The sequence below is a fragment of the Pseudomonas sp. BF-R-24 genome, from assembly GCF_019947335.1.
Taxonomy (GTDB): domain Bacteria; phylum Pseudomonadota; class Gammaproteobacteria; order Pseudomonadales; family Pseudomonadaceae; genus Aquipseudomonas; species Aquipseudomonas jessenii.
In genome coordinates this window covers 48,626-65,890 of the sequence record NZ_JAGYGG010000021.1, presented here as the reverse complement: position 1 = coordinate 65,890, position 17,265 = coordinate 48,626, and the positions used below count along the sequence as shown (strand labels likewise).

Here is a 17,265-nt window from a genome sequence, read left to right as displayed (position 1 = left end):
AGTTGGATGAGTTGACTGCAAAGGTCGAGCCAGTTTCACTCGAAGAGGACCAAATGCAGCGTGTGCTCAGATTTTCGCCGGGCAACGCTGTCGTTCAGCTTCGTACAGAGGCCGGATACCGGCGAACTCGCGATCGATTTCGCCGACCAGGTCCTGAACGGCGGTGCATGGCAAACTTCTGGCCTGCAGCTCAAGTTGATGGCACAGCTCGGTCAGCCTCAGGGCGCCCATATTGCTGCTGCTGCCCTTGAAGCTATGGGCGGTTTCAACCAGCAGTGCAGCACTGTCAGCCGTTCTCAAGACTTTCAGGCGCTCTTCGGAGTCCGCAAGAAAGATATCCAGCAGATCCGGATAGCCCCCTTCCATCACTTCCTGCAATACGCTCAGCACGTCGCGATCCACATGTGTGTCGTCCACTTGCTCACTCCTTGATCAAGAATGCGCGGATTATGCCAGAGCCTCCCAGATAAACTCCACGCGTGCACTTCGACCATTGTCGCTCCAGCGGGCATTACGCCCCAACTGGCGGATCAGACTGACCCCTCGCCCCGACAGGCGGACGTCTTCCAAAGGTCTTGCGATAACCCGCTCGACATCGAAACCCTTGCCGCTGTCTTCGATGTGAATGGTCAGGCAACCGCCATCGTCCGTTGGCGTCACCTGCAAATGCAACCGTACATAGCCATCCAGCAGCTCGTCCAGCCGGGTATTGCGCTCTTGATAATATCGCGCAAAACCCGAGGCATCGCGCTTGAGACTCGAATCCAGCCCCAGCACGCCATGCTCCAGCGCATTGGAGTAGAGCTCCGCCAGCACGCTGTAGAGCGCACCGCTCTGAGCCCGAAGACCATGGACCTCAAGCAACAACTGCAACAGATAGGGTAACGGATTGAAGCGTTTGAGCGTGGCGGCGCGAAACTCGAAACTTACCGACCAGTCCAGCGGGCAGGACTGGCCGCTGTCGGAGTAGACCAACGCCGGTGGAGTGATTTGCGTCGACTCCAGCAGGCTGACTTCGACCATGCTGACATCGTCACGCGCTTCACCGCCGAAATGACGCAGCGCCTGCTCGATCTCTTCGAACAGCACATCCGGATGCCGATTGGCGGCAAACACCTGCTGCAATCGCTGCACGCCAAACAGTTGATCATTGGCGTCGCAGGTATCGATCACCCCATCGGACAGCAGAAACACCCGATCCCCGAGAGCCATGGGATACACGTCGGTACGCTCATCGAAGGATTCCGGGCTCAGCACACCCAAAGGCAGGTTCCGCGCCGGCAGAGGCGTTCGCTCGCCACTGGCAACGCGATGCAGGTAACCGTCCGGCATGCCGCCATTCCAGACTTCCACCGAACGACGCTGAAAACTCAGGCACAGCAACGTGGCACAGCAGAACATGTCCACCGGCAGGATGCGCTTGAGCTTGGCATTCATCTCGCGCAGGGTTTCCGCCAGGCCGTAGCCCTTGGCGGTCATGCCGTAGAAGACTTCGGCCAAGGGCATCGCACCCACTGCCGCTGGCAAACCGTGGCCGGTGAAATCGCCCAGCAGCACGTGCATGTCTCCGGCCGGGGTGAACGCGGCCAGCAACAGGTCGCCGTTGAACAGCGCATAGGGCGATTGCAGATAACGGATATTCGGAGCGGCATTCAGGCAGCCGGAGTGCGCCACCTTGTCGAAAACGGCCTTGGCCACACGCTGTTCGTTGAGCAGGTAGTCGTGGTGCCGGGCGATCTGGTCACGCTGTTGCAGCACGGTGTCCTGCAAGCGCCGCAAGCGATCCATCGCCTTGATCTTGGCTGCGAGGATCACCTGGTTGTAGGGCTTGGCCAGAAAGTCGTCACCGCCGACTTCCAGGCAACGGGCCAAGGCTTCGCTTTCGGACAACGACGTGAGGAAGATGATCGGCACCAGGGTTTCCCCGGCCAGAGCCTTGATCTGCCGGGCCGCCTCGAAGCCGTCCATGACCGGCATCATCGCATCCATCAACACCAGGTGCGGTCGTTGCCGGCCAAACACGTCGACCGCTTCCGCGCCGTTGGCCGCCGTCAGCACGTTGTGCCCCTGGCGGCGCAGGATGCTCGACAACAGCAGGCGATCGGCGGCGCTGTCCTCGGCAATCAGGATCGTCAGCGACTCCAGTGGCTGCATGGCAATCAACTGATGTCGAACAGCTTGTCGAAGTTGGAGATAGCGAGGATCTTGCGCACGTCGGTACTGCTGTTGACGACACGGATATCGGATTCGTCGCCACCGGCGTGATCACGCAGCAAAAGCAACATGCCCAGGGCAGAGCTATCGAGGTAAGTGGCGTCTTTCAGGTCGACCACAACCGCCGATATCTCTTTATTTTCGTAGGACTGACGAAATTCCTGATGCTTGGCGAAATCGAATCGTCCCTTGACCGATATCGTGAGTTTTTGCCCATCCGGAGAGACTTCTGTAACGACTGACATTTCATGGCTTCCTTGTCATTGGTAAACCCGCTTGCACAAGGTTTAGCATTTGGTAGAGGTTGGAGCAAGGCGGCAGGTTGTGGTGACTGTCGAATCGTTATCGCTGTAAGCCTGACATCCCCGTGCACTCACAGGTTCATCGCGAGCGAGCTCGCTCCTACAGGTGATCCTGCCGTGGCAGGCGCTGGGACAATTCATCCAACAGTTTCTGTTCGCGCCGGTCTTCAAGCGCCCGAGCCTCATCGGCATAGCGCTGAACCAGCTTGCGCAAGCCTTCGACCCGGGCAAACGCCTGCTGCCAGGTGTCCCGGGCCTTGTTCAGGTTGTTCTGATGCCAGGCCAGGCTTTGCCGCTGCTGGTCGATGGCCGTGCCCAGCTGCGCGAGAAAGCCCTGATAGCCCAGCAACCATTGGCCCGAGACGCCGCCGCTGCCGCGCACGATCCATTGCTCCTGATAATCGAGACGGAAGGCTTCGAGGTCGGCGAGTTTGCTTTCGGCCAAACGCACCTGCCCCTGAAAGTGCCCCAGGCGCTGGACTGCGGTTTTCTCGGCCTTTTCGGCCATTTCCACCACGGGGGCCAGGCGCCCTGCCCGAGTCTGGGCCATGGCCGGTTAGCCGCCCGCCGCGGGCGCGAAGATCGACGCGAGGTAAGCTTCGCTTTCGCCCAGGCTGATGCTGTCGTTGAGCCCCTGGCGCAGGTATTTGACCAGCTGCGGCTGCAAGGAAATCGCCAGGTCGGTCTCGCGGTCGCCGCCAGCGACGTAGGCGCCGACGCTGATCAGGTCGCGACTCTGCTGATAGCGCGACCACAATTGCTTGAAATACTGCGCTCGCATCATGTGCTCCGGCGACACCACCGCCGGCATCACCCGGCTGATGGATGCCTCGATATCAATGGCCGGGTAATGACCTTCCTCGGCCAGTCGCCGGGACAGCACGATGTGCCCGTCGAGCACGCCCCGCGCCGAGTCGGCAATCGGGTCCTGCTGGTCATCGCCTTCGGACAGCACGGTGTAGAACGCGGTGATCGAACCACCGCCCTTCTCGGCATTACCGGCCCGCTCTACCAGCTTCGGCAACTTGGCGAACACCGACGGCGGATAGCCTTTGGTCGCCGGCGGCTCACCGATGGCCAAGGCGATTTCCCGCTGGGCCTGGGCGAAACGGGTCAGCGAATCCATCAGCAACAGGACGTTCTTGCCCTTGTCGCGGAAATATTCGGCGATGCGCGTGCAGTACATGGCGGCGCGCAGTCGCATCAGCGGCGCATCGTCCGCCGGGGACGCCACCACTACCGAACGCTTGAGCCCTTCTTCACCGAGGATGTGCTCGATGAATTCTTTAACTTCACGCCCCCGCTCACCGATCAGCCCGACGACGATAATGTCGGCCTCGGTAAAGCGCGTCATCATCCCCAACAGCACGGATTTGCCGACACCGGTACCGGCGAACAGGCCGAGCCGCTGGCCGCGGCCGACCGTCAACATGCCATTGATGCAACGGATGCCCACGTCCAGCGGTTCGCTGATCGGTTCGCGCTTGAGCGGGTTGATGGTCGGGCCGTCCATTGGCACCCAGTCTTCGGCCTTCATCCCGCCCTTGCCGTCCAGCGCACGACCGGCGCCATCCAGCACCCGCCCGAGCATGCTCATGCCCATGGGCAGGCGACCGGTATCGGCCAAGGGCACCACTCGGGCACCGGGCGCGATGCCGGCGACACTGCCGACTGGCATCAGGAAGACTTTACTGCCGGAGAAGCCCATCACCTCGGCTTCGACCTGCATCGGGTGATAGCTGTCGTCATTGATGACCATGCAGCGGCTGCCCATGGCGGCGCGCAGGCCTTCGGCTTCGAGGGTCAGGCCGACCATGCGCAGCAAGCGGCCTTCGAGGATCGGTGCGCCCTCCAGTCCCGTGGCCTCGGCATAGCTGCCCAGGCGCTTGGCGAAACTGGTGCGTTCAAGGCGCATCGGGAACATCCTGAGCCGGCGCGACCGCAGGCTTACCTTCGATCGGCAGTTCAAGGCTCAGGTCCGGCGCGGCCGGGTGCAAGGCCTGCTCGTGCAACTGATCGAACAGCTTGTCCATCACCCGCGCGACACGGGTTTCGACCGTGGCGTCGATGCGGCTGTGTTCTGTCTCGACCCGGCAACCGCCAGGCAACAGCGCTTCGTCCTCGACGATGCGCCACGTTTCCTCATGACGCTCGCGCAGGGCTTTGACCTGTGCGAAGTCCTGCGGATTGATGTACAGCCGCACATTGCCCACGCCCAACGGCAGGAGCTTGAGGGCTTCGCGCATGACGTGTTCGATCTGCGTCGAGTCGATGGCCAGTTCGCGCTGGATCACCTGTCTGGTGATGTGCTGCACGAGGTCGACCAGGGACTTTTCAATCTCGGTGTCCTGTTCGGCAATGGGCTCGAACAGGTGCGTCATCAGTTGCTCCAACGCCGCAATCTTGGCGGTCAGGGCCATTTCGGCTTCCTGGCGGACCTTGAGCGTGGTGCTGTGGAAACCTTCCTTCTCACCCACCGCGAAGCCTTCGTTATAGGCTTCCTGGCGAATGCTTTCGAGCTCTTCGAGGGTCAGTGGCTGGACTTCCTCCAGCGGCACTTCCTCCATTTCCGGCGGTTCGGGTTCAGGCTCAGGTTCCGGCTCGGGTTCCGGCGGGTCGAAACTGGGCAGCGCCCAGGTATCGAAGCCACTGACATCCCTGGCCCGGATCAGGTCAGTGGGTGCATCATCATTCTTGACCATGGTGTTAGATCATTTCCTCGCCGCCCTTGCCGCCGAGAACGATTTCCCCGGCTTCGGCCATACGGCGGGCGATGGTGAGGATTTCCTTCTGCGCGGTTTCCACGTCGCTGACGCGCACCGGGCCCTTGGCTTCCAGGTCGTCGCGCAACAGTTCGGCCGCACGCTTGGACATGTTCTTGAAGATCTTCTCCTTGACGCCTTCGTCCGACCCCTTGAGGGCCAGCACCAGCACATCGGAGGACACTTCGCGCAGCAGCGCCTGAATCCCGCGGTCGTCGACATCGGCCAGGTTGTTGAACACGAACATGAGGTCTTCGATCTGACCGGACAGGTCTTCGTCGACTTCGCGGATCGAGTCCATGAGCTGGCCTTCGATCGAGCTGTCGAGGAAGTTCATGATGTCCGCAGCACGCTTGATACCACCCAGGTTGGTGCGCGAGGCATTCGAGTTGCCGGAGAACTGCTTCTCGAGAATCTGGTTGAGTTCTTTCAGGGCCGCTGGCTGTACGGTGTTCAGCGAGGAAACCCGCAGGATGATATCCAGTCGCGCCTTGTGGTCGAAGTTACCGAGCACTTCACCGGCCTGGTCCGGATCGAGATACGCCACCACGATCGCCTGGATCTGCGGGTGCTCGTAACGGATCACGTCGGCGACGGCGCGCGGCTCCATCCACTTCAGGCTGTCGAGGCCGCTGGTGTTGCCACCGAGCAGGATGCGGTCGATCAGGCCGTTGGCCTTGTCTTCACCCAGGGCCTGGGTGAGCATCTTGCGCACATAGTCGTCGGAGCCGACGCCCAGGCTGGTCTGGTCGCCGACGATATCGACGAACTCGCTCATCACCTGTTCGACCTGCTCGCGGTGCACATTGCCCATCTGGGCCATGGCCACACCCACGCGCTGAACCTCTTTGGGGCCCATGTGGCGCAGCACCTGGGCAGCGTCGGTGGACCCCAGGGACAGCAACAGGATTGCGGCTTTGTCGACCTTGGACAGTTTGGCGGCAACGGCTCGGTTATCACTCATCTGCGTTAATCCACTCTTTCACGACCTGGGCCACACGACCCGGGTCTTCTGCCACCAGACTCTTGATTGCGTTCAACTGAGCGTCATAGCCTTCGCTCGGGCTCGGCAACAGGATGCTGGTCGGGCCACCGAGGCTGACACGGTCGTTGGCCAGTTCGCCATCCAGACCGCCCATGCCACCCAACTCGACGTCGCTGCCGATACCGGCCAGCTGCTTGCCCTTGCCACCACCGGTGATGTTGTTGAGCACCGGACGCAGCACACCGAACACCAGCACCAGAATGAACAGCACACCCAGCACTTGTTTGACGATGTCCCAGAACCACGGCTGGGAGTAGAACGGAATTTCGGCAATCACTTCACCGCGCTCGGCGGAGAACGGCATGTTGATCACGCTGACGCTGTCACCACGGCTGGCATCGAAGCCGACCGCGTCCTGAACCAGGCGAGTGAAGCGCGCCAATTCATCGGCGCTCCATGGCGCACGGGTGGTTTCGCCGTTGGCCGGGTTGATCTTGACCTGATCATCGACCACTACAGACACCGACAAGCGATTCAACCGGCCCTGCTGCTGCCTGGTGTGGCTGATGGATCGGTCGAGTTCGAAGTTCTTGGTCGATTGTTGACGCTTGTCCGCCGGGTACGGAGCGAGCATCGGCTGACCGGTGGCCGGGTCCATGATTTGCTGGCCATTGGCATCAACCAGCGGCTGGCCCGGCTGCACCATGCCGGCTGCCCCTGGAGTACCGCCGGTGGTTTGCGGCGCGGAGGCCGGCGCTGGAGGCTGGTTGCTCAAGGCACCCGGCACGCCTTGCGGGCCATTGCTGGCGGTACGTTGTTCGTTGACCGACTGCTCGCTGCGCAACGCCGGTTGATCCGGGTTGAATTGCTCGGAAGTCGATTCGACCGCACTGAAATCCACGTCGGCCGAGACTTCGGCCTTGTAACGGTCGTTGCCCAGCACCGGCTGCAGGATGTTGTGCACGCGCTGAGTGAGCATGCTTTCCATGCGACGGCTGTAGTCGAACTGCTTGCCAGCCATGGTCAGTTCGGAGTTTTCCGCCTGATCGGAGAGCAGGTTGCCCTTCTGGTCGACCACGGTGATCTGCGACTTGCTGAGCTCGGGAACGCTGGTCGCCACCAGGTTGATGATGGCCACGACCTGGCCGGGCTCGAGGGAGCGACCGGAATAGAGTTCAACCAGAACCGAAGCGCTCGGCTTGCGCTCGTCGCGCACGAACACCGAACTTTTCGGGATCGCCAGGTGTACGCGGGCGCCCTTGACGTTGTTCAGGCTGGAAATGGTGCGGGCCAGTTCGCCTTCGAGGCCGCGACGGTAGCGGGTCGCTTCCATGAACTGGCTGGTGCCAAGCCCCTGCTCCTTGTCGAGGATTTCAAAACCGATGTTGCCGTCGCTGGGAGTGACACCAGCGGCCGCGAGCTTGAGCCGCGCTCGGGACAGGTCATCGGCCTTGACCAGCAAGGCACCGGAATTGGGTTCGACGGTGTACGGGATATCGGCGGAGGCCAGGGTATCCATGACCTGCTTGGCGTCCATGCCGGCAAGGCTGCCGTACAGAGGCCGGTAGTCCGGTTGCTGGGACCACAACACCACGGCAAAACCAATCGCCACGCTCGCCGCCAGGCCGACCAACAGGCCCACCTGACGCAACATGGTCATCTCGGAGAGGTTTTCCAGGAAGGACAACCCGAACAGCGGCGGTTTGCCGTCTATTGGAGTGGCCTTGGCCGGAACGTTATCGGCGACTGCTTCTGCCATGACTCAATCTCGCCCTTTAAACCGGCATCTGCATGATGTCTTGGTAGGCCTGAACCAGTTTGTTGCGCACCTGGGTCAATGCCTGGAAGGACACGCTGGCTTTCTGCGATGAGATCATCACGTCTGTAAGATCGACGCCGCTTTTGCCGATTTCGAACGCACTGGCCAACTGCGTGGAAGCCTGTTGGGTGTCGTTCACTTTATTGACGGCCTGACCGAGCATGTCGGAAAAGCTGCTGCCCGACACTTCAGGAACGGCAGTCGATTTCGGCGCAGACATGGCATCCATTTGCATGGCGCGCATATCCAGCATCAACCGATTGAATTCAATACCTTGGCTCATGGTTTCTCTCTTTGACGACCCGCAATTTTTTGACACTCACTCGGCGGGTCATGAGGTGTTAGCAACAAGGGTGCCAGCTCCATGGCCTTGTTTCACAAAAGCCCTTCTCATCGCCGCTAGCCCCTGTAGGAGCGAGCTTGCTCGCGATGAACTAAAGAACGCCGCGTTTATCCTGACGCCCCGCATTATCGTTAACGACCATCGCGAGCAGAGCTCGCGCCTACAGGAACAGGATCAGGTGGCGAACAGATAGGCTTCCACATCCATGCCGGCATCGCGCATTTGCGCCAGCTTGTAGCGCAGGGTCCGCGGGCTGATACCCAAGCGCTCGGCCGCCTCTTTGCGACGGCCGCGTTCGGCGCGCAGGGTATCGATGATCATCTGAAATTCTCGGCGACGCAGATCATCGCCCAGCGCACCGGCCGACTCGGACTCGATTTCCACGGGACACACCGGCGCCTGCGCCAACGCTGGCAGTGGCGCACAAGCCACCGGCCCGGCCAGGCAGAAATCCTGCGGCTGGATCAAGCCACCCTGCTGCAGAATCAACGCACGCTGAATCGCGTTGTCCAGTTCACGCACGTTACCCGGCCACGGATAAGCGATCAGGCACGCCTGGGCCTCGGGGGACAATCTGGCCGGTGAATGCTTCATTTTATTGACGTGCCTGGCCAGCAGACGCTCGGCCAGCGGCAGGATGTCGGCGGTGCGCTCGCGCAACGGACGCCAGGCCAGGGGAAACACCGACAGGCGATAGTAAAGGTCTTCGCGGAAGCGCCCCGCCGCCACCTCACCCGCCAGGTCGCGATTGGTGGTGGCGACCACGCGAATGTCCAGTGTGATCGGTTTTCGCGCCCCAACCCTTTCGACCTCACGTTCTTGCAGTACGCGCAGCAGTTTGGCCTGGAGCCCCAAGGGCATTTCGGAAATTTCGTCGAGCAGAATGGTGCCGCCGTCGGCCTGCTCGAACTTGCCGGCTTGCGCGGCAATGGCACCGGTGAAGGAGCCCTTCTCGTGCCCGAACAAGGTCGCTTCGAGCATGTTGTCCGGGATCGCCGCACAGTTGATCGCAATGAATGGCTGATTGGCGCGATGAGAATGCTGATGGATGTAGCGCGCCAGCACTTCCTTGCCCGTGCCCGACTCACCCGAGATCAACACCGTGGAATCGCTGCGTGCGACTCGCGCTGCCAATTCGAGCAACTGCGCGCTCGCCGGCTCGAATGCTATCGGCCCTTCACCCTCAGCCAGGCCGAGACTGCCCAGGGCATGACGCCCCACCAGATCGAGCAACGCCTTGGGCTCGAATGGTTTGACCAGATAGTCCACCGCACCTTGGCGCATCGCATCGACCGCACGCTCGACCGCGCCGTGAGCCGTCATCAACAACACCGGCAATTGCGGCTGCCGCGCTCGCAACAGGCCCAGCAACTGGTGGCCGTCCATACCCGGCATGTTGACGTCGCTGATCACCAGGCTGAAGGCCTCGCCGCCGACGGCAAGCAACGCCTCCTCTGCCGAACCCACCGCCTTGTAATCGTGCCCCGCGAGCAATAGCGTATCGGCCAGCGCCTCGCGCAACGCGCGATCGTCCTCGACCAGCAGAACCTTGATACCCATCTGTGTCACTCCGCTCCTTGAGCGCTGCTGAACAACGGCAGGATAACCTGCGCGCAAGTGCCGCGACCGAGTCGCGAGCGCAACTGCAATTGTCCCTGATGAGCACGCGCCACTGCCTTGACCACGGTCAGGCCAAGACCTGTGCCAGTGGCCTTGGTGGTAAAAAAGGGTTCGCCCAATCGCGCCAGAACGGTGGCATCGATACCGGAGCCACTGTCGCTGACGCACAGGCGCAGGTAATTGCCGCGGGTGTAGAGGTGAATCTTGAGGCGCAATGGACCGGCACTGGACTGAATGGCGTTCTCGATCAGATTGAGGATCGCACCGACCAGGGTGTCGCGATTGCACAGCAACTCCCCCGAATGACTGTCGCACTGCCAGCGGATCGGCAGATCCTGAACGTGGGTCAGCGCCGCCGCTTGCAACGATTGCATCAGCTGACCGGGCGTCACGCGGTCAGTCAGCGGCAACTCGCCCCGGGCGAACACCAGCATGTCGCGCACCTGGTGCTCCAGCTCGTGCAGGCGTTCCTTGAGGCGTCCGGCAAAGCGCTGCTGGGTAGCGACCGGCAGCTCTTGCTCGGTCAAATGACTGGCATACAGCAACGCAGCGGACAACGGCGTGCGTATCTGATGAGCCAACGAAGCGACCATGCGCCCCAACGACGACAGCCGCTCATGTCGGGCCAGTTGATCCTGCAGGTGACGGGTTTCAGTCAGGTCGTTGAGCAACACCAACTGGCCAGGCTCTGCGTCCAGCGAGCGCGTGGCGATCGACAGGCGCCGACCATCCTTGAGGGAGACTTCATGACCATCGTCTTCGCGCGGCGCAAAACAGCGGGCAATGACGTGGCGCCACAATTCACCTTCCAGCGGCAACCCCAGCAACTCGCACGCCGCCGGATTGGCTTCGCGCACGATGCCCTGGGCGTCAATGACGATGACTCCGCCGGGCAAGAGATCAAGGAGGTTTTGCAGGCGATTGGCCAGGCGTTCTTTTTCCGCCAGCTCCTGCATGCGCTGGGCACTGACCACTGCCAATTCACCCTTGAGCTCGGTTACCCGGGCTTCAAGCATGCTGTAGGAATCGGTCAACTGACTGGACATCTGGTTGAACAGCGCAAATGCCTGCTCAAGGCCAAGCCGGCTCGCCAGCTCTACGGACGACGGTTGTCCCGAAGCATCAAGGACAGGAGACATCTGGGCGGCTTGGGGCATCGTGCAATCTCGCTTGGCTGACCGTCAGTGAAACGGAACGTTGCGAGGGACGTAGCAATACCCGTGCCTAAAAAAAACTTCTTAAAAATGAATGAGTTGAAAAACAGGCGTCAATCATCCGCCTGCTCGTCTCCATCACGACGGCTCATGCCGTACTTGCGCATCTTTTCCACCAGCGTGGTACGACGAATACGCAGGCGCTCGGCCGCGCGCGCCACAATGCCGTTGGCATCATCCAGCGCCTGCTGGATCAGCCCCTGCTCCAGACCACCGAGGTAGTCCTTCAGGTCCAGACCTTCCGGAGGCAACATGGCATTGGCGGTAAAGTCCTGGGTATGGCCGTTGATGGCCACGCGCTCTTCCAGATCGCTGCGCAGGCTGTCGACCATTTGCTCGTCTTCATCGTCGACGTAGCGGAATTTCTTCGGCAACTCGACCACGCCGATCACGCCGTATGGGTGCATGATCGCCATGCGCTCCACCAGGTTGGCCAATTCGCGGACGTTGCCCGGCCAGCCATGACGACACAGCGACATGATGGCCGCCGAGTTGAAACGGATCGAACCGCGCTTCTCGTGCTCCATGCGCGAGATCAGCTCGTTCATCAGCAGCGGAATGTCTTCGACGCGCTCACGCAGCGGCGCCATCTCGATCGGGAACACATTCAGGCGGTAGTACAGGTCTTCGCGGAAGGTGCCGATCTCGATCATGCTTTCGAGATTCTTGTGGGTCGCCGCAATGATGCGCACGTCGACGCTCTGGGTCTTGTTGCTGCCCACGCGCTCGAAGGTGCGCTCCTGCAACACGCGCAACAACTTGACCTGCATCGGCAGCGGCATGTCGCCGATTTCATCGAGGAACAGAGTGCCGCCGTTGGCCAGCTCGAATCGACCGGCGCGACTGGTGATCGCCCCGGTGAAGGCGCCCTTCTCATGGCCGAACAATTCGCTTTCCAGCAACTCGGCCGGGATCGCCCCACAGTTGACCGGCACGAACGGCGCTTCGCGGCGCTTGGAATGGTAATGCAGGTTGCGCGCAACCACTTCCTTGCCGGTGCCGGACTCACCGAGGATCAGCACACTGGCATCGGTGTCGGCGACTTGCTGCATCATCTGGCGGACGTGTTGAATCGCCCGGCTGGTGCCGACAAGACTGCGGAAAAGATTGGGCTCGCGATGACGACCGCGCTCACGGGCCTGGTCGTACATCTCGCGATAGACCTGGGCACGGTGCAGCGAATCGAGCAATTTGCTATAGCTGGGCGGCATTTCGAGGGTCGAAAGCACTCGCCGACGCTGGTCTTCCGGCAGGTCAATGGAAGAATTTTCGCCCATCAGCAAAACCGGAAGGAACTCATCCCAGGTCGAGAGTGTCTTAAGCAAGCCCAGAAGTGCACCAGGAGCATTGACCGTCCCGATAAGGACACAGATTACTTCACGACTTGACGACAAAGAGCCGACAGCCTGCTGCCAGTCATGGCTACCGCAGGGTAAATTTTCTTCGCCGAGAAAATTCAAAATCACCGCCAGGTCGCGGCGGCGGACGCTATCGTCATCAATCAGCAGAATTTTGGTTTCACGCCACATGCAATAGCAACTTCCCTAGTCAACTCAATGCCCAAAATGCTGGGGCAAGCTAAACGCTTGCAGGCACAAATATGCCTGAAGACGACTGAAATCTGGAACAGCCACTAGTTAAGTCAAAAAACCGTGCACAGTCAAATTTATGGCGCACTTGTTTGGATTAACCGGGTTTAATTAACCAAACAGATGGTAAACCTTTGCCGCGCTCTTCGCTTGGTTGATCTGCGACATCTCTTCGACTATCGCTTGCCGCTCCCCCATGGTCGCGGTCAGCAACTCTTTGTACACCGCCAACAATCCCTCCAGATTGCTGCGCACCGCGTCCTCATCGATTGGCGCTTCGCTCAACACCTCATCGACACACTCACGACAAGCCGCATCCAGTTCGCCAATCGCGTCCCAATTGCGCGCCGCCAGCGCGTCTACCAGGGCTTCACGCGTTTCTTCAATCCGCCGCAGCGCTAGACTCATGACGTCATCCTCAGACCCGCAGGCCTATTGATTGGCAATTGCATCCCAACCGCTTTTCAGGGTTTCAAGCAAACCCGAAACTTCGTCGATGATCCTCGTATCGTTATTGAGGTTGGCCTCAGTCAGACGCGACGTCATGTAGGCGTACAAGCTGTCCAACTGCTCTATCGATGCAGGATCCTCTGTCTTTTCCGGATTCAGACCGTCACGCAGGCCAATGACGATGTCAACGGCCTTACCCAACATCAATCCCTTGAGTGCGATATCACCACGCTCCAGAGCACCCTTGGCTTGAGCCATGCGATCCAGGCCGCCCTCCATCAGCATTTGCACAAGGCGATGAGGATTGGCTTCAGAGATCTGGGCATGGGAATTGACCTTCTGATATTGGCGAAGGGCTCTCATGGGGTTCATGTTTCTACCTCGTGACAGACAACAACTTGAAATTGGGAAGGCTCTGATCTTTATGTCGACCGGGCGACGGAGAACTTTAACCCAGAGTCGTCACCAAAGAAAAAACCCAGGCACTGTCATTACAGCTTGCCTGGGTTTTTTTTGACCGATACGGATCAATCGTCTTTCTGATTGTTCAGCGCATTGAGCGTGGTCATGATGCTGTCGCTTTGTGCGCGAAGCCTGGCCACCAGACCGTCCATGGCCGTGTACTTGGCAGTCAGACTGGTCTGCAACGCTGCGATTCGCTCATCAAGAGAATCCTGCTGTTTTTGCAGATCCGTCAGACTCTCACTCAACGACTTGGTACGTTCCGCCAGAATCCCTGTGCTCGCCTTCGCATAGCTATCAGTAGCAGTTGCCATCCGAGCCAGCAAACCGCTGCTCCCGGTGAAAATACTGCTGAGGTCCGCCGCATTGGTGGCCACAGCCTTGTCCCATTTCTTGTCGTCCATAGTCAACAAACCAGTGTCGGCAGAAGTGCTGATGCCAAACTGAGCCAACGACTTCATTGTCCCGGTACCCGATAGCGCGTTCAGCTCGCTGCGAATCGAGTTCACCAGGCTTCGCATCGTCGCATCGCCCGTGAGCGTCGCAGCAATAGAAGTACCGTCGGCCGCTTTAGTCACCTTGGTTTCAGCGTTGATCGCCTTCATCAAAGCGTTGTAGGTATCGACGAAACCTTTGACCCCAGACTTGAGCGCCGGCGTACTGGTTGTCACTGAAATGGTGGTTGGTGTGGGCGCACTGGCACCAGCAGCGGTCGGCGAAATAGACAACAACTTGATGTTAATGCCGCTGATTGCGTCAGCAATCGAGTTGCTCTTGGAGATCATTTCAGCGCCGCCATCGATGCGGTACTTCGCATCCTTCGGCGCCTCAATCACAGTTGACCCCGTATTCAGGCCCGAATTACCCGACAGCGTGAGATCCGAGCCCACCCCCATCGTTGTCGAGGTCAACACCAGGCGCGAACCCGTTGAGTCCGTCAGAATGTTCGCGCTCAACCCGGACGTGCCAAACTGCGAGTTGATTGACTCACGCACTTGCTGCAGCGTTGCCCCGGCGGGAATGCTGAGATCGTAATTTTTGCCGGACTGCGAAATTGTCAGCGTGGTCGGTGACGTACCGCTATTGACCACAGTGGAGGCGCCACCCGCAAAAACCCGGGTGGACAACTTCGATGCCGATGCCAACTGGGTGACCAACAATGAGTAGGTGCCATTGGAAGCGCCATTACCCGTCGTGATGGTCGCGACCTTTTCATCCGAAGACGTGCTGGTCAGCCCGCTGAAGCTGTTATCCGCACCCATCGAGGTCAGAGCCCCGCGAAATGCATCAAGCGCCGCCTGAATCTTGCCGATCGATGACAGCGAGGTGGTTGCTTTCGCACTCTGAGTATTGATCTGTGTTTGCTTCGGCGCTTTTTCGGCGTTGACCAAAGACGTCACGATCGCTTGGGTATCGATGTTCGACCCAATACCGCTTACCGTTGTACCCGCCATCATCTATCTCCTTGTTCAGTGGCCGCTGCTTTCTTGACAAAGTGCGTCTCGAACACATACAGCAACAAAAATCATGCCAGCTCAGACCTTATCGTCAAACAACAAGCTGCTGGCATCCGACAAACTTTGCGCCAGTTTCAGTGCGGTTTCCGAAGGGATCTGGCGAATCACGTCACCTGTTTCGGTGGCAATGACCTTGACCACGACCCGGCCGGTGGAATCATCAATGGAAAAATCCAGTTTGCGCTGGGCAGACTGGACGAATTCCTGAATATCGGTCACAGCTTTTTCCAGATCGTCGCGCTTGGGCTCGGAGCCCGATGACTCAACGACTTCAGCCTTGGGCTGTTCCTGCTTGGCTATGACAATCGGCGTCGCACTCTGAGGAGCAACAGCCGGATAAGACAGGTTCAACTTGACGCTCATGTCCATGCTAAATCTCCTCATCGCGAAAAAACGAAAGGGCACGTATACGCGCCCTTCCGTCAGCTAACGAGCGCCGCTATTACTGAAGCAGCTTCAGTACAGCAGATGGCAGCTGGTTGGCTTGCGACAGGATTGCGGTCGAAGCCGACTGCAGAGTCTGTTGCTTGGTCAGTTCAGCAGTTTCAGAAGCGAAGTCCACGTCTTGCACGGTGCTGCGAGCAGCGGTGGAGTTCTTCTGGATGTTCTGCAGGTTGTCTACGGTAGTGGTCAGACGGTTTTGGGTAGCACCCAGACCCGAACGAACGCTGTCGATCGAACCGATTGCCTTGTCGATTACAGCCAGAGCGTTTTGCGCTTTGGTGGAGTCGGTCACGTCGGTTTGAGCGATGGTGGTTTTGACGGAGCTGGTAGCAGCACCGAACACACCAGCAACGCCGGCACCAGTCAGCGAGAAGCCTTTGGCGGAGTCCACGTTCACAGCACCGGTAGCGATGATGCCGTTAGCCAGGGCAATACCTGCGCCGTATGCGCCGGTACCGTCTTTGGTTGCGATGGTGATCGAACCAGGAGCAGTCGAGGCACTGAAAGCAACGTTTTCACCCGAGTCGGATTTGATCGACAGAGTGCCTTTGACCGAATCGTAGTTGACGCTGATACCCAGCTTCGCGGAGTTGGACTTCAGTTGGTCAGCCAGGCTGGCGGTGTCGGTTACGCCGACGAACGCAACGGCCGAGGTACCTACAGTCATGGTGAAGGAAGCAGGAGTGGTTGCAGCAGCTGCGCCGACTACAAACTGAGCTTCAGTGCTGGCAGTAGCGCTCAGACCACCAACGGCACCGTTCAGCAGCTGAGCGGTATCTTTAGCCGAGGAAGCAGCTGCCAGAGTAACGTTTGCAGTCTGGCCGTTGCCGGTGACAACAACCGCACCACCAACAATACCGGCGCCCGGAGCGATGGCAGCACTTTTCATCTGCTGCGAGCCGATGTTGTTGGCTGCAACGTTGTCCAGGCTCAGGTTGATGGTTTCGTTAGCGTTGGCGCCAACCTGGATAGCCTTGGTGCCGTACGAACCGTCCAGCAGCTTCTGGCCACCGAAAGTGGTGGTCTGGGAGATACGGGTCAGTTCCGAAGTCAGAGCCTGGTATTCGTCGTTGTTCGACTTACGGTCATCGGCGCTCAGGGAGCCGGTAGCCGAGGACAGAGCCAGGGTACGCATTTTCTGCAGGATGTCGGTCGAAGCCTGCATTGCGCCTTCAGCGGTTTGCGCGATGGAGATACCGTCGTTGGCGTTCTTCACTGCCTGGCCCAGGCCGTTGATCTGGCTGGTCAGGCGGTTGGCGATCTGCAGGCCGGCAGCGTCGTCTTTAGCGCTGTTGATACGCAGGCCGGAAGACAGGCGCTGCATGGAAGTAGCCAGGGCGCCGCCAGCTTTGTTCAGGTTAACCTGAGTAGTGATCGACGCGGTGTTGGTGTTTACGGTTAAAGCCATGACGAAATCCTCGTTGGATGGATACTGCGGCTTCCGGCCCTGGCAACCGCCTGGTGTGGCCTAGAGAACCTACGTAATAGTTATCGTCGTGAAGAGGCTTTGCTTGAGCGGTTTTTTTGATATTTTTAGTGGCAGG

17 protein-coding genes are annotated in these 17,265 nt (G+C 59.6%); all 17 read right to left on the bottom strand.

Annotated elements, in window-relative coordinates:
* Positions 1–66 precede the first annotated feature (66 nt).
* Positions 67–417, bottom strand: a complete 351-nt coding sequence (locus KGA98_RS17645) for an Hpt domain-containing protein (RefSeq protein ID WP_223502929.1) — start codon at positions 415–417, stop codon at positions 67–69.
* A gap of 30 nt (positions 418–447) precedes the next feature.
* A complete protein-coding gene (locus KGA98_RS17640; RefSeq protein WP_223502928.1) occupies positions 448–2,154 on the bottom strand; it encodes a fused response regulator/phosphatase in 1,707 nt (568 codons plus the stop codon).
* Between the two features lie 5 nt (positions 2,155–2,159).
* On the bottom strand, positions 2,160–2,459 hold the full coding sequence (locus KGA98_RS17635; protein ID WP_150813419.1) for an STAS domain-containing protein: 300 nt from the start codon (positions 2,457–2,459) through the stop codon (positions 2,160–2,162).
* A 157-nt stretch (positions 2,460–2,616) separates the two neighbouring features.
* Positions 2,617–3,066, bottom strand: a complete 450-nt coding sequence (gene fliJ, locus KGA98_RS17630; RefSeq protein ID WP_057715885.1) for a flagellar export protein FliJ — start codon at positions 3,064–3,066, stop codon at positions 2,617–2,619.
* A 6-nt stretch (positions 3,067–3,072) separates the two neighbouring features.
* Positions 3,073–4,431, bottom strand: a complete 1,359-nt coding sequence (fliI, locus tag KGA98_RS17625; RefSeq protein WP_057715886.1) for a flagellar protein export ATPase FliI — start codon at positions 4,429–4,431, stop codon at positions 3,073–3,075.
* Positions 4,421–5,218 (bottom strand): flagellar assembly protein FliH, encoded by a 798-nt coding sequence (fliH, locus tag KGA98_RS17620; RefSeq protein WP_154860756.1) that lies wholly within the window; start codon positions 5,216–5,218, stop codon positions 4,421–4,423. The genes fliI and fliH overlap by 11 nt, the downstream gene beginning before the upstream one ends.
* 4 nt (positions 5,219–5,222) lie before the next feature.
* On the bottom strand, positions 5,223–6,242 hold the full coding sequence (gene fliG / locus KGA98_RS17615; RefSeq protein ID WP_150813417.1) for a flagellar motor switch protein FliG: 1,020 nt from the start codon (positions 6,240–6,242) through the stop codon (positions 5,223–5,225).
* Positions 6,235–8,022, bottom strand: coding sequence for a flagellar basal-body MS-ring/collar protein FliF (gene fliF, locus KGA98_RS17610; protein WP_154910934.1), 1,788 nt, complete (start codon positions 8,020–8,022; stop codon positions 6,235–6,237). Before fliF ends, fliG begins: the two co-directional genes overlap by 8 nt.
* Before the next feature lie 16 nt (positions 8,023–8,038).
* Positions 8,039–8,365, bottom strand: coding sequence for a flagellar hook-basal body complex protein FliE (gene fliE, locus KGA98_RS17605; RefSeq protein ID WP_057715889.1), 327 nt, complete (start codon positions 8,363–8,365; stop codon positions 8,039–8,041).
* A gap of 234 nt (positions 8,366–8,599) precedes the next feature.
* On the bottom strand, positions 8,600–9,985 hold the full coding sequence (locus KGA98_RS17600; RefSeq protein ID WP_223502927.1) for a sigma-54-dependent transcriptional regulator: 1,386 nt from the start codon (positions 9,983–9,985) through the stop codon (positions 8,600–8,602).
* A gap of 5 nt (positions 9,986–9,990) precedes the next feature.
* Entirely contained in the window at positions 9,991–11,184 is a 1,194-nt protein-coding gene (locus KGA98_RS17595; RefSeq protein ID WP_223502935.1) for a sensor histidine kinase, read from the bottom strand.
* Positions 11,185–11,312: 128 nt separating this feature from the next.
* Positions 11,313–12,788, bottom strand: a complete 1,476-nt coding sequence (locus tag KGA98_RS17590; RefSeq protein WP_150813413.1) for a sigma-54 dependent transcriptional regulator — start codon at positions 12,786–12,788, stop codon at positions 11,313–11,315.
* A 171-nt stretch (positions 12,789–12,959) separates the two neighbouring features.
* Positions 12,960–13,256, bottom strand: a complete 297-nt coding sequence (fliT, locus tag KGA98_RS17585; protein ID WP_154910931.1) for a flagellar protein FliT — start codon at positions 13,254–13,256, stop codon at positions 12,960–12,962.
* A 24-nt stretch (positions 13,257–13,280) separates the two neighbouring features.
* Complete coding sequence (fliS, locus tag KGA98_RS17580) at positions 13,281–13,670, bottom strand: flagellar export chaperone FliS (RefSeq protein WP_154910930.1); 390 nt, start codon at positions 13,668–13,670, stop codon at positions 13,281–13,283.
* A 155-nt stretch (positions 13,671–13,825) separates the two neighbouring features.
* On the bottom strand, positions 13,826–15,214 hold the full coding sequence (gene fliD / locus KGA98_RS17575) for a flagellar filament capping protein FliD (RefSeq protein ID WP_223502934.1): 1,389 nt from the start codon (positions 15,212–15,214) through the stop codon (positions 13,826–13,828).
* 81 nt (positions 15,215–15,295) lie between these two features.
* Positions 15,296–15,646, bottom strand: a complete 351-nt coding sequence (locus tag KGA98_RS17570; RefSeq protein ID WP_223502926.1) for a flagellar protein FlaG — start codon at positions 15,644–15,646, stop codon at positions 15,296–15,298.
* A gap of 73 nt (positions 15,647–15,719) precedes the next feature.
* A complete protein-coding gene (locus KGA98_RS17565; protein WP_223502925.1) occupies positions 15,720–17,129 on the bottom strand; it encodes a flagellin in 1,410 nt (469 codons plus the stop codon).
* Between the last annotated feature and the right edge of the window lie 136 nt (positions 17,130–17,265).

What these genes read in the sequence shown, in the direction of transcription:
- KGA98_RS17640 (WP_223502928.1), bottom strand. Translation starts at nt 2,154, where the DNA reads ATGCAGCCACTGGAGTCGCTGACGATCCTGATTGCCGAGGACAGCGCC.
- KGA98_RS17635 (WP_150813419.1), bottom strand. Translation starts at nt 2,459, where the DNA reads ATGTCAGTCGTTACAGAAGTCTCTCCGGATGGGCAAAAACTCACGATA.
- fliJ (WP_057715885.1), bottom strand. Translation starts at nt 3,066, where the DNA reads ATGGCCCAGACTCGGGCAGGGCGCCTGGCCCCCGTGGTGGAAATGGCC.
- fliI (WP_057715886.1), bottom strand. Translation starts at nt 4,431, where the DNA reads ATGCGCCTTGAACGCACCAGTTTCGCCAAGCGCCTGGGCAGCTATGCC.
- fliH (WP_154860756.1), bottom strand. Translation starts at nt 5,218, where the DNA reads ATGGTCAAGAATGATGATGCACCCACTGACCTGATCCGGGCCAGGGAT.
- fliG (WP_150813417.1), bottom strand. Translation starts at nt 6,242, where the DNA reads ATGAGTGATAACCGAGCCGTTGCCGCCAAACTGTCCAAGGTCGACAAA.
- fliF (WP_154910934.1), bottom strand. Translation starts at nt 8,022, where the DNA reads ATGGCAGAAGCAGTCGCCGATAACGTTCCGGCCAAGGCCACTCCAATA.
- fliE (WP_057715889.1), bottom strand. Translation starts at nt 8,365, where the DNA reads ATGAGCCAAGGTATTGAATTCAATCGGTTGATGCTGGATATGCGCGCC.
- KGA98_RS17600 (WP_223502927.1), bottom strand. Translation starts at nt 9,985, where the DNA reads ATGGGTATCAAGGTTCTGCTGGTCGAGGACGATCGCGCGTTGCGCGAG.
- KGA98_RS17595 (WP_223502935.1), bottom strand. Translation starts at nt 11,184, where the DNA reads ATGTCTCCTGTCCTTGATGCTTCGGGACAACCGTCGTCCGTAGAGCTG.
- KGA98_RS17590 (WP_150813413.1), bottom strand. Translation starts at nt 12,788, where the DNA reads ATGTGGCGTGAAACCAAAATTCTGCTGATTGATGACGATAGCGTCCGC.
- fliT (WP_154910931.1), bottom strand. Translation starts at nt 13,256, where the DNA reads ATGAGTCTAGCGCTGCGGCGGATTGAAGAAACGCGTGAAGCCCTGGTA.
- fliS (WP_154910930.1), bottom strand. Translation starts at nt 13,670, where the DNA reads ATGAACCCCATGAGAGCCCTTCGCCAATATCAGAAGGTCAATTCCCAT.
- fliD (WP_223502934.1), bottom strand. Translation starts at nt 15,214, where the DNA reads ATGGCGGGTACAACGGTAAGCGGTATTGGGTCGAACATCGATACCCAA.
- KGA98_RS17570 (WP_223502926.1), bottom strand. Translation starts at nt 15,646, where the DNA reads ATGGACATGAGCGTCAAGTTGAACCTGTCTTATCCGGCTGTTGCTCCT.
- KGA98_RS17565 (WP_223502925.1), bottom strand. Translation starts at nt 17,129, where the DNA reads ATGGCTTTAACCGTAAACACCAACACCGCGTCGATCACTACTCAGGTT.